The organism is Maritalea sp. YIW29 (assembly GCF_057219265.1).
The window spans coordinates 74586-86317 of record NZ_JBXVVF010000004.1 but is presented as its reverse complement, the minus strand read 5'-3'; the positions used below and the strand labels follow the sequence as shown (position 1 = coordinate 86317).

Here is an 11732-nt window from a genome sequence, read left to right as displayed (position 1 = left end):
TGACGCCGACGCAACGCTCACATTTTCACTTATTGTGACAGACAATCTGGGCCAAGCCTCTACCGCCGACACCATTGATGTTACGGTGACCGCTCCGGGAAACACCACGCCGACAGCCAATGCTGGGCCCAATCAAACCGTGGTTTCCGCAGCGAGTGTTACGCTAGATGGAAGTGCATCGTCAGACAGCGATCCGGGCCAGTCTCTCACTTATGCTTGGACGCAAACTGCTGGGACAGTTGTCGCTTTGTCATCCAATACGGCGTCACAACCCAGTTTCACTGCACCAACCCTGCTTGCAGGTGACGCCGACGCAACGCTCACATTTTCACTTATTGTGACAGACAATCTGGGCCAAGCCTCTACCGCCGATACCATTGATGTTACGGTGACCGCTCCGGGAATCGCAAATTCAAAAAGCACGCGCATAACTTCCAGCCACACAGTTGTTGATACCCTTCCAGCGAATGATTCCACGGAAGCCGAAATTACGGTTACGCTTTTTGATCAATCCGGCAACATCTTAGCTGACGGTGGAAACAATGTAGTCGCTACAACAAATTTAGGAACGCTCCGGCAAAACCCTTCAGGGGTTTCGATTCCGATGCGAGACAATCGTAACGGCACATATTCCGTGTGGCTACGGTCCGGCAGCGAGGGGATTGCTACCGTGAGTATCACAGTTGACAACTTTGCTTCTGGTTCCATTCGCATAGTATTCACCCAGTCAGCCCTAAACGTTGTCAATGAGAGCCAAGAAAAGATTGCGGACTTTTTGCTCGAACGCACATTCCGGCTAGTCTCCAATCAACCAAATCTTTCGCAATTTCTCAGTGATGAGTACTGCGGGCATCTAAATGCTTCAATCAATGATTCTGGTGGTCTATTGGATGGTTGCGTTCAAAATGGACATGTCTGGCATGACATGAAGGCATCTTGGGGGAACGGAACTCGCTTTGTCCAGGGGACGGTTGGCGCACACACCAAGGTAACTCCCAATTTCCTATTTGGAGGCATGTTTCAGTTCGACGACATGTCGTATGAATCGGAAGGGGTCAGCGGAAACGGCTGGATGGCAGGGCCATATTTTGTAGCAAAGCTGCCTGAACAGCCACTTTTCTTTGAAGGGCGCATTCTTTTCGGGAAGAGCAACAACATCATCAATGCCTTGGGCTTCTACACAGATGAATTTGAAACAAACAGGTGGCTGGGTCAATTCAAAGTGGAAGGCGAAATTAGCACAGAACGGTTAAATCTGCGGCCGTCGTTGAGCGTTATACACGCGGATGAATACTCCAAAAACTACATAGATACACCTGGCAACACAATTGTTTCCATGTCTGCTGCATCGACCCAACTCAGCGCAGGAGTGGAGTTTGAAGTGCCTTTTCCGGTTGAAACTGGAAATCTCAACTTGAAGGGAGGGGTAGCCGCTAACTATACCGCAAGCCAACGCGCAGGGGCAGAGCGAAGCGAGGGCAGTACAAGAGTTCACTTGGGTTTAGATTGGGAAATTGATCAAAGACTGAGTTTAACAGGCGATGTATTTCAAGAAGGCATAGGTACGGAGCACAGCAATTACGGTGCAAACTTGCAGATCAAAATTGGATTTTGATTAGAGTAATACATGTTACTCCCAACCTCTTTTCTTTGTATACTGCACCGAATTTGACTGCCCACCGCTTTGGAGAGATTTTGAGCATATGACACCAAGGGTTGCTTTGGGCTTGTAATGCCTAACCAAACCTCAAATTCAGCGGCGACAAAGGGCTCAGAATGGGCGTCGGCTGTGCCGACAAAGTGACTAAGTTCAAATTTCCACCTCCACATGTCATACTCGAGCTTGACCCGACGATCCATGAAGCGTTGCATATTGGGCAAAACCGAAACAAATTTTAGAGCCACACATTGCTGCATTCTCATCATGGTCCCTCGCGTCGTACACGATGGCGACGAGTTGAGATTACTCCAATTGAAAATTGAATAATGCATCCTATATGCATCTTAGGATATCTGGAGGAACTATGTTCTCAACGCTGATCAAATGGATTCTAAGAATAATTGCGGCGGTTGTTGTCGTATTGATATTAATTATTGGTGTTTTGGTGTTTATACCGATCAACCCTGCTATCCAAGGGATAGAACCGCGTGAGAGCACGCAGTATTGGACAATGGGTGGTGGTTACAGGATCGCATACTCGAAGGTATCAGCTGCTCCAACAGTACCATCCAAGCCCCCGATTGTTTATCTTCATGGCGGTCCGGGTGGATATGTACATTCTTCAACGATTGACGTTTTTGGTGAGTTTGGAAAACTAGGGCACGATGTCTATCTATATGACCAAAGCGGCACCGGCCTTTCCGATCGGCGAGACAGGCCAAAAGAAACAACGATTCAATCAGCCGTCGATGATCTGTTCCAGATTGTAGATGAGAAAATTCGTGCGCCAAAAGTGGTTTTATCCGGACAATCGTTCGGCGGCGAACTGGCTTCAAGGTTTGCAGCAATGCACCCAGATCGGGTTGCCGCACTTATACTCACATCTCCGGGTTCAATTGAACCTTCCAAATTTGATGATGAAGGGGCTTGGATAAACGAAAAACTCTATCCAGTACCCAAGGAATTTCAATTTATTGCGCCATCTGAGGCGGCCAAAACAGATATGGGCATTTCAAAATTGCCTTTGCGGGCCATTGCATCAATTGTTATCGCGCAGTTTTTCGACGTCAAATTTGCGTCTGATGAAGAGATCGATGGCGCCCTTAATGATATGGCTGCAGGGTTTACGCGGCACATGGTTTGCGATCCCAAGAATGTGTTGCCAGAAGAAGGTGGTGCAGGTGCATACAGCAGATCTGGAATGAACTTTTTTCCCGATGATTTGCCAGACCCTCGGCAAGGACTTACAAAACTCTCTGCCCCAACCCTCGTAATGCAAGGCCAATGTGATACCATCGACTTTGCGGGTACGTATGAATATGTAGATCTCATCCCAAACGCAGAATATGCATTTATTGAAGGTGCAGGGCACGTCATCTACTGGGACAAACGGCAACTATTCGTCAAACGGATCTCAGAGTTTTTGAGTAAGCATTTCTGATTGGCCGACAACTTTGCTTGTGCACTAACAACAAGAAGCAGTGATGACATTGTCCGCACCCACTTTCCGAATTTAACATAGCAGTGCCTAACGCCATAAGTCTTAAACCGGAGATAGGCGGGTATTGATGTGAATGTCCTAGTGGGGCTCGCTGCAGCCTATCCGAATACAAGACCAATGCTAACGTCCAATTTCTGCGTTTTCAATTCAGAGCGTCAAACGCCCAATCTGCCCAACGGCTGCTTCCCGCCCACATCTGCCCTAACTCTATTTCATCATTTTCTCAATCTGCTTGGAAATCTTGTCAGCGGCACTTGCTAACGTTGACCCATCAAGATGCGCATATCTTTGGGTCGAATGAGGCGACTTATGTCCCAACAATTGACCTGTTACTGGCATGGACTCGCCAGAAAGAATGGCATGAGATGCGTAGGTGTGCCTCAAGTCATGAATGCGGAAGTCGGGTGCTAAACCTGCAAAGCTCTTGATTGTACGCCAAGCTTGATCAATGCATTCGAGGTGACCACTTTCAGATTGGGCAGACGGGAACACGAAACGCGAATGGTTGCCGTACTTGAGCGCCCTGAGAAGCTTTTGTGCTTGTCGGTTGAGCGGCACTTCTCGCGGACCTTGTTTGGCGTCATTAAGTAGAATTTTGGTCGGTTTGACCTCCTTCCATGTGAGACCAAGTATCTCGCCACGTCTGCATGCTGTAAGTAGCATCAGCTTTAGCGGATCAGCCGCTGGCGCGCATCGAACGGGTGGACGTTCTAACACTTCCCAAAGCGTCTTGAGCTGTTCGGAGTTCAGCATTCTCCCACGAGGTAAAGTTTTGTTTCGTTTGATTGGCGAGGCAGGGTTTTTTAGTTCAAATGGGATGTGACCATTTCGCTTCCCCCAGTTGAACATCGTGGTGAAGTGGCCAATGGCTTGATTAGCTCCCCCTGACCGTTCTCTAGAATAATTATAGAACCAGTCCGCCACCATTGGCGTTGTAATCTTGCTGATCTCCTTGTTCCCAAAGGCCGGAATGAGCTGGCTGCGCAAATAGTCATTGAATGGCCCTCGTGCAGACACCTTGTATTTGGGGAGCTTGATATCGACGAACAGCGCGACAAGTTCCGCAAACCGAATTGTAGCTTCTGCTTTGAGCGGTGCTATTTCGACGCCAGATTTGCGCAGGTGATGAGCTTGGCGCGCTTGTTTGGGTGAAAGATCAGGATACGTGCCTAGCGTAATACGGCGCGTTTTGCTTTTTTGTCTTTCCCACATAACCCAAGACATCGAGCCGCCGGGTTGAATGCGCAGGGCAAGTTGATCGCACTGGGCATCAAATAGTGTGTATTCTTTTACCTGTGGGACGAGGTTGTCCAACAGGTGAGGGGTCAACAGAGTGAGCGTTTTCATTTTGCCGCCCTCCGCTGATTGTTCTTCCTCCATAATCGGAGCTCTTGGCGAAAGGTCTGAGGACTTAGACCTTCCAGTTTGCAGAATTGGTCTAGCTTTAGATTGGATTTAATAAATCGCATGAACACTGAATGCCGCTCAACAGACTTGCGGGCAACCCTGGGCTCTTTCAGTGGAGACTCTTGGTCGAATGTACGCTCAAAATGCTCTCCAACACGATCTCCGGCCTCGCGAACAGTTTTCTTGTTCAGATGTGCATATGCAGCAGTGGTTTCTAGATTAGAATGTCCAAGCAACCCGCCAATGACTTTGAGGTCAAAGTCCATATTTACGGCAACCGATGCAAAGCTATGGCGTAGATCGTGAAGCCTGAACCTTGGCCTGCCGAGCTTTTTTCTCACGTCCATCCAAAGAAGACTGAGATCTCTTTCAAACTCGGTTGATTGATTGTCAGCAAATATGTGTGATCCGGTTTTGGGCAATGTCTTGAGAATTTTTCGTGCTGGGTCGCCGAGCCAGATTGTTTTTGGTCCTGTCTTGCTGTCGGGCAGAACTATGCGGTCTATTTCCAACTGAGACCACAGTGCAGCTTTTGCTTCCCCCTTACGACAGCCTGTAAACATGAGGAACTTCACAAAGGCGACCTGCATGGGAAACTGGTCTTCTAAGCAATGTAGGGCCTTTGCTAACTTCGCATATCCTTTGCCATCCAAATACTCAGCTTTGAACTCGCTCTGACGTTTGCGCATGTAACGGCACGGATTGCTGTGTGATGGCCGGATGCCGGTAATCTCTGCGTGCTGCATCATAGTTGATAGAACGGAGAGGATGCGATTGCGGGTTGCTGGAGCCCTATCGATTTGATGATACCAAACCACGACATCTTGATGTCCAATGTCGACCATAGATTTCTTCCCGAAATGAGGAATGATGTAATTTCGGATGGCGCTTTTGTTCGTCTTGATAGACCCTGCCTTCCAGCGTCCGATGCAATCTTCTAAACAAATGTCGGCAAAGTCTTCCATGCTCACAAATGGATTTGATCGAGCGTATGCTTGTTGGAGCTGATCTAATGCCTGCTGTGCCAGAACACGCGCTTGGTAAACCATGACATCGGCTTCCGAGCCAAGCGTTCGTCGTTTAGATTTTCCATCGACGCGAGTTTGAACAATCCACGTCTTTTTGCCATCTCGTGTTCGAAGCCCGAGCTGTTTGACATGATCATCCCACACAATAATGTCACGGGAAGTTGTGTGGTGCCTTGTTGTTTTAGCAGCAGAAGCAACTGATAATTTGGGCATAGTTTTACTCCTTGCTTTCAGGAAAAAATCCACGCAGTTCCTTGGAAAGCACCCAGGAAAAACGGGGAAGCAGGGAGGAGGAGGGTCGTTCAAACGCCGCTTTGGCTGTTCTGGGACCAATACTTCCAACTAGATCAACATCTTACCACAATCGCTTTTCGTTCCAAATTCGGACAAAGTCCTCATAAGAGTTACACACGTTATGCAGCTATCTGCAAGGGCGCTAACGCTTTGAAAACATTAAGCAAATCGGCGTTTTTTTGGCTTACAACTGAGGAGTAAGAATTTGGTAGATATTTCAATGGGTTACAGCCAGCGGCCCAGCTCTGGCCCAGCAAATAGACACTGTGGCCCAGCGAAATTTGGCTGTGGCCTGGCAAATTCTTTGTGTGAATTTATCTTCATGGATCTAAAATGGTTGGAGTAGGGGCAAGTATCGAGAGAGCATTCTGAATGTACTTAGTCGCGTTCGAATTCATCTTCTTTTTCAGGTGGCTTGTGTTCGTCATCTCCTTTTTTACTTGCTTTCGTTTCATACGAAGTTTTTGAGATTTTCCGAATAGTGCTTGGCGGGCGATCTTCGACTGAACCGCACCGCATATCGCTGTCATATTATAGGTGTCGCACCGCGTTCGCAGTGGCAGGATCACTCCTTTCCCCACGCATATCCATTCTCGAAAGTGTAGGTTCTCGGGGAGTATCAATGCTAAAGCCTATATAGAACCGATTTGCACATAAATGTATCATATGATATACTCTAAAGAGTCATAAGATCGGAGCGTAACTGTGCTAGCAGAGCAATTTATTGATCAGCAACAAAATTTTGCATCAATTTCAGATGCAGCGCGGATAGATGTTGTGGTTAAGGCTGTTGCCCGTGTTGCTGAGGCGTGGGATCTCACCAACGCTGAAGCGGCTTCTTTGTTTGATGTTCCAATTGCGACTTGGAACCGTATGAAGGCGGGCAGATATAAGGGCAATTTGGACCAAGACAAAATGATGCGTGCCAGTTTGATTATTGGCATCTTTAAAGGCCTTCGGCTCCTGTTCAACGGCCCATTGGAAAAACAATGGCCAAAGCAATCGAACGCTGGTCCTCAATTTGGCGGCAAATCGCCTGTTGCGAAAATGATTGCAGGCGGTATTCCAGCAATGATGTCGACAAGGCGCCATATTGATGCGCTGCGCGGCGGCATGTAATGGAATTGTCAAACATTCCGGTTGTTGAGTTTGTTGAGGCTAATTCGACGCGACTAATTTCAACGGCTTATATTGAAGAGCCTGCGCTTGCGCCATTAAGCGATAATCCTGAAGAACTGGCAATATTGGAGGAGTTGGAGGGGCTGTCTTCTGCTCGACGTGGTTTGCCAGATTTTATCCCATCTAACGTGCTGGTTGATGAGCTGTTAAAGGAACATCATGGCTATGGATGGACCTACGTTAATGCCGCTTTTTGTTACACAAGAGCAAATGGAAACCGCTTCAACTCAGCAGATCGTGGCGCTTGGTATGCAGCATGGGGTGCAAAACGGGTTGAAACGGCTCAAGCCGAAGTCTCCTGGCATTTGACGCAAGAATTGCTCGCGACAGGCATTTGCGAAAACATCACTTTGTATCGAGAGCTAAATGCATCATTTGCAACGCAGTTTCATGACCTCACGGACGTTGACATTGAAAACATTTACCACCCCGATCCCGCAATTGGACATAAAATCGGTCAAACATTAGCCTCAGAGCTCTTGGCCAATCGATCAAATGGTGTTTTGTATTCGTCTGTTCGGCGCGAAGGCGGAAAATGTCTCGCAGTATTCCGCCCACACCTTGTCCAGAACATTCGACAAGGCGATACATGGAAGTTTGAATGGGTAGGTTCCCCAAAGCCGATGATTTCGAGATTTTAGGGGTCGGATCAGGACGGCTACGAAGCTGTGTCATGGGTCATCTCTGTTCCATAAGATTAGTTATGCGAAAATACGATATAACTATTGTACATTCTAAACTGGGTTGCGACAATTACTCTATCTTGCTGTGAAGCAAGGAGAAAAATATGGCCCACGCAGAACTCGATTTGCGCGAACGACGCGCGATTGAAAATATGTTGCATGCAAAATACTCAATTAGCAAGATTGCAGAAGAAGTTGGCAGGCACCGGTCAACGATTTATCGCGAGGTCAAACGTAATGGGTTCACAGATGATGATCTGACATATTTGAATGGGTATTATGGCGTTGTTGCACAACGTTCAGCAATATTTAGACGCGCCCGTCGCAGAAAACTGATCCGGTTGACGGAGCTGCGAGATGCGGTAATTGACCGATTGAAAGAAGGTTGGTCGCCTGAACAAATATCGGGTCGTCTCGACTACGAAGACCATCCTATAAGAGTAAGCCATGAAACGATCTACAGCTTTGTTTATAGCAAGGAAGGTCAAGAAATGGCGTTAGCGCAGTATTTGCCTGATCGCCGCAAACGTCGAAAATCCCGTTATGCAAGAAAACCTAGAGACCTTGTTTTCCCGGCAGACAAGTCCATCCACCAAAGTCCTGATTATGTCAAAGATCGCTCAGCATTTGGTGATTGGGAAGGTGATCTGATGATTTTCCGCAAAGAACATGGCAAAGCAAACGTTGCCTCACTGATTGAACGCAAGACACGCTATGCCGTACTTTTCCGAAACAATGATCGCAGCACAAAACATCTAATGGATAGACTTATGGCGAGCATCGAACCCCTTCCCCAACCTGCACGACAATCAATTACCTTTGATCGTGGTATCGAGTTTTCTGGTTGGAGAAGGCTAGAAAGCGAAATTGGAACCAACGCGTGGTTTTGCGATCCGCAAGCCCCCTGGCAAAAAGCATCAGTCGAGAACTTAAACAAACGTGCTCGTCGATATTTGCCCAGAGATACGCAAGTGGCGGCGCTCTCAGATCGCTATATGAAGGCGATTTGTGAGCGCCTGAATGCCACACCCAGAAAGTGCCTTGGCTGGAAAACACCCAAGGAAGAATTCGAAGAAAAATGATGGAAGAAACCAGACGATGACCCTACTCAGTCAACGACAAAAGTCACGCTTCAGTAAGTGGTCACGCAGGGTACCTATATTATGAAATCGGTTTCTGTGAGTTGCGCGGCATTTATTCCAATTAGATAGATTGTGTCCCCACCAAAAGTAACAGAAGAATTGATCCCACCATCAATGCTTGCAATTGAAATCTGTGAAAATGTGTTAAGTCCGGTTTTACTGCTGAGGTTGATCATATCAATTCCGTCATCGAATTCGTATATGCGGTCAGTTCCCGAATTGTCGCCGAAATGAAAGACATCTGCACTTCCGTCTCCGGATCCCAGTCCGGCACCTCCAATTAGAAAGTCATCTCCCTGGCCGCCATAAATTTGGTCAGCCCCAGTACCAGCATAAAGCCAATCAGTTGAACCGTTGCCACGAAGTGTATCGTCGTCACCGTATCCCCAAAGAACATCGACTGCTTCACCACCTATAACGGTGTCATTTCCGCCAGCACCGATAAGATAAACCGTCGAGTTGTAGCCTGTTGCATCAAGCGTGTCTTGTTCAGCGCCACCGAAGACAACTTCAACTTCAGCAGCCGTTACATCAAGAACAAAGGTAGGATTTGATGTGCTTACGAAAACTCGATCTAGGCCGCCACCGCCATGAATGTTGGTTGTTATGTCTTCGCCATCAATATAGAACCAGTCGTCGCCAAGCCCGCCAGCAAAGATATCTGAACCCGTGCCACCGACCAACAAGTCGCCACCGTCAGCGCCATAAAGCGTGTCATTTCCGGCACCGCCCCAAAGGTAGTTGGCCACCCCTGCGTCGCCGACAAGAGCAAAATTCGTTCCAAACAAAATGTCGTTTCCACCATTCCCGGTTAGGGTATCGCTTCCTAATCCGCCGGTCATGACGTTTCCAACGTCGTTCCCATTAATTGTGTCTGTTGCGCTGCCACCATGTGCATTTTCAATTGTGACGCCGCGTGCTATTGCCACGTTCATTCGCCCACCCCAGACATTGGAAAAATGCTCTGCGCGCAAATCAATAATTTGATCGACGGTACCACCAGTAAAGTTCATGGTGTCTGTTCCGCCATTGTCGTAAATTGTAAACGCTGAAGATGCACCGTACAATGCAGCGTTGTCGATTGCGATGCTGCCGGTGTTTGCACCATTGCCGTAAGTTGTGTTTCCGGTGAAATGGTTAGCAGTATCTCCGTACGCATATTGAATAGCCAAGATATCGGCAATCTGTGGCGTCAACATATATCTGAATGACGCGTCTACATATGTGTTTGGGCCGGTAAACTCATCATTATTTGCCTGCATATACGACATTAAAGAATAAGCAAGTGAGTCATTTACATAGAAGTTATCCACGCCGTACGTCGCGTTGCCGTTGTAGTTTCCTCCATGACCTAGGCCGAGTGCATGACCAATTTCGTGCATATAAGTTTCAAATGAGTAACTGTTTATTGTTGTGCCAAACCGATCCAACCATCCCGTTGTGATCATAACCGTCGCGGATGTAATTTGACTACCGCTTCCACTGACACTAGCGTATGCATCAATACCGGCGTCGCTATCATCGAATGTAATTTCAGCGGCACCTGCGGTTGTCGCAAAATTTATGCCCGTAACGTTTGTCCACGCCTGTAAGGCTGCAAGCGCTAGCGCTTGACCTGCAGTTGTCAGCCCCGTGATGTTTACAGATATTGAGCCATCACCACCAACATTAAATGCGCTAGCGCTCCATCCGTTGTTTTCATTGTAGTTGTTGCCTATTTGCCAAGCAATCTCATCCGCAGTGAAGACCATACCTGCTGGGTCGGCCACAACTGCGGTAACAATGTAATCGCCCGTCTGCGATGAGAAGCCAGAAGCATCAATGAAGAAAGTGCCGGTTTCAGTGGCCGTAAATACAATCCTAGAGTCAGCACGATTTGAGCCGCCATATACGTTGCTTGCGACACCAATATCGTCATTAACTGCGACAGCGGTTGAACCATTAGGATGATATAGTGTTAATAAGGTGTCAGACAGTTCACTTCCACTAGCGCCAATTCCGTGCATGCGAAATTCGTATTGTACGCCGGCAACTAAATCTACCCGATACCAATCATGATCAGAACCCGTCTCTCGATCACCAATTACTGTAGATCCAATTTGAATTTGGGCCGTTGTGCTACTGTTACCTGGTACAAGCGTCATCTAAGTATTCCTAAATACATTTTTTTTAGTCAAATTTAGTAAAGTAGACCCAAAAGGGTCCCGATGTCTCGAACTAATGCGCGCGCAGAAAATGTCGAAATGGGGCGGTCATAACTATGTAAGCTAGTGATAAATGATGATTCTTCAACGAAGTACTCATCGATCGAATGACCAATTTGCATCGAAACATCAGCGGTGTGCTGCGATCTCATTTTGACATCTACGCGTAAAAGTTCACCTTCCCAATCACCTTGAGCGGACACAAATTTCATATTTAGGTCAGCATTCAGGTACTCAAGCAGTGCTTCGCAAAACTCGTTGCTTTGTCCAAACTTTTGGGTCGTTGATTGAGCAGTAATTGTGCAGGACATCTTTAACTTTTCACCAAAAGCATTAGTTCGTTGGTTTGCTGCTGCGGGAAAATGAAGAGATGCCAAAATGGAACCAACTAGAACCAGCTTACAAAAAATCTTAAAAACCATTTGACACGTACACACAAATTATTGTCGATGTTTAACAAATAATTAGCACTATGATATTGGGTTGGCAACAAAGATTTCACCTTTGGCGGTGTCGCAAAGGGGGTGTCATTTGGGTCTGCGCAAGCGGTTTCACAGGAGCTGGGCGTTTGATCGTCAGTATTTTGAAAACGGTTTGGTTTGAAAATGTAAGACTAGTTGTTTGAGTTGATATT

Annotated in this window: 9 protein-coding genes; 5 read left to right on the top strand and 4 right to left on the bottom strand. The window is 47.2% G+C overall.

All coding sequences use genetic code 11. The features are described 5' to 3' along the window. Both AC2D8L_RS16435 and AC2D8L_RS16430 read left to right on the top strand, forming a co-directional pair. Positions 1 to 1615 (top strand): PKD domain-containing protein (locus tag AC2D8L_RS16435; RefSeq protein ID WP_484686590.1); only part of this gene is annotated, 1615 nt, incomplete at its 5' end. Positions 1616 to 2024: 409 nt separating this feature from the next. After that, on the top strand, positions 2025 to 3101 hold the full coding sequence (locus AC2D8L_RS16430) for an alpha/beta fold hydrolase (RefSeq protein ID WP_484686589.1): 1077 nt from the start codon (positions 2025 to 2027) through the stop codon (positions 3099 to 3101). Positions 3102 to 3368: 267 nt separating this feature from the next. Here the strand turns inward: AC2D8L_RS16430 and AC2D8L_RS16425 are convergent, their stop codons facing one another. Both AC2D8L_RS16425 and AC2D8L_RS16420 read right to left on the bottom strand, forming a co-directional pair. After that, positions 3369 to 4508 carry a tyrosine-type recombinase/integrase gene (locus AC2D8L_RS16425; RefSeq protein WP_484686588.1) on the bottom strand — a complete coding sequence of 380 codons (1140 nt, stop codon included), beginning with the start codon at positions 4506 to 4508 and terminating at the stop codon, positions 3369 to 3371. After that, positions 4505 to 5809 (bottom strand): tyrosine-type recombinase/integrase, encoded by a 1305-nt coding sequence (locus AC2D8L_RS16420; protein ID WP_484686587.1) that lies wholly within the window; start codon positions 5807 to 5809, stop codon positions 4505 to 4507. The genes AC2D8L_RS16425 and AC2D8L_RS16420 overlap by 4 nt, the downstream gene beginning before the upstream one ends. Positions 5810 to 6595: 786 nt before the next feature. On the opposite strand from AC2D8L_RS16420, the gene AC2D8L_RS16415 reads away from it, so the two are divergent. From AC2D8L_RS16415 to AC2D8L_RS16405, 3 genes are all read left to right on the top strand, one after another. Further along, a complete protein-coding gene (locus AC2D8L_RS16415) occupies positions 6596 to 7009 on the top strand; it encodes an antitoxin Xre-like helix-turn-helix domain-containing protein (RefSeq protein ID WP_484686586.1) in 414 nt (137 codons plus the stop codon). Further along, a complete protein-coding gene (locus tag AC2D8L_RS16410; protein ID WP_484686585.1) occupies positions 7009 to 7710 on the top strand; it encodes an RES family NAD+ phosphorylase in 702 nt (233 codons plus the stop codon). The genes AC2D8L_RS16415 and AC2D8L_RS16410 overlap by 1 nt, the downstream gene beginning before the upstream one ends. Before the next feature lie 146 nt (positions 7711 to 7856). Beyond that, positions 7857 to 8834: an IS30 family transposase gene (locus tag AC2D8L_RS16405; protein WP_484686584.1), complete on the top strand. Its 978-nt coding sequence runs from the start codon at positions 7857 to 7859 to the stop codon at positions 8832 to 8834. Positions 8835 to 8908: 74 nt separating this feature from the next. Here AC2D8L_RS16405 and AC2D8L_RS16400 read toward each other — a convergent pair whose 3' ends face one another. Both AC2D8L_RS16400 and AC2D8L_RS16395 read right to left on the bottom strand, forming a co-directional pair. Next, entirely contained in the window at positions 8909 to 11038 is a 2130-nt protein-coding gene (locus tag AC2D8L_RS16400) for a M10 family metallopeptidase C-terminal domain-containing protein (protein ID WP_484686583.1), read from the bottom strand. 35 nt (positions 11039 to 11073) lie between these two features. Further along, positions 11074 to 11409, bottom strand: a complete 336-nt coding sequence (locus AC2D8L_RS16395) for a hypothetical protein (protein ID WP_484686582.1) — start codon at positions 11407 to 11409, stop codon at positions 11074 to 11076. Positions 11410 to 11732 lie beyond the last annotated feature (323 nt).

What these genes read in the sequence shown, in the direction of transcription:
- AC2D8L_RS16430 (WP_484686589.1), top strand. Translation starts at nt 2,025, where the DNA reads ATGTTCTCAACGCTGATCAAATGGATTCTAAGAATAATTGCGGCGGTT.
- AC2D8L_RS16425 (WP_484686588.1), bottom strand. Translation starts at nt 4,508, where the DNA reads ATGAAAACGCTCACTCTGTTGACCCCTCACCTGTTGGACAACCTCGTC.
- AC2D8L_RS16420 (WP_484686587.1), bottom strand. Translation starts at nt 5,809, where the DNA reads ATGCCCAAATTATCAGTTGCTTCTGCTGCTAAAACAACAAGGCACCAC.
- AC2D8L_RS16410 (WP_484686585.1), top strand. Translation starts at nt 7,009, where the DNA reads ATGGAATTGTCAAACATTCCGGTTGTTGAGTTTGTTGAGGCTAATTCG.
- AC2D8L_RS16405 (WP_484686584.1), top strand. Translation starts at nt 7,857, where the DNA reads ATGGCCCACGCAGAACTCGATTTGCGCGAACGACGCGCGATTGAAAAT.
- AC2D8L_RS16400 (WP_484686583.1), bottom strand. Translation starts at nt 11,038, where the DNA reads ATGACGCTTGTACCAGGTAACAGTAGCACAACGGCCCAAATTCAAATT.
- AC2D8L_RS16395 (WP_484686582.1), bottom strand. Translation starts at nt 11,409, where the DNA reads ATGTCCTGCACAATTACTGCTCAATCAACGACCCAAAAGTTTGGACAA.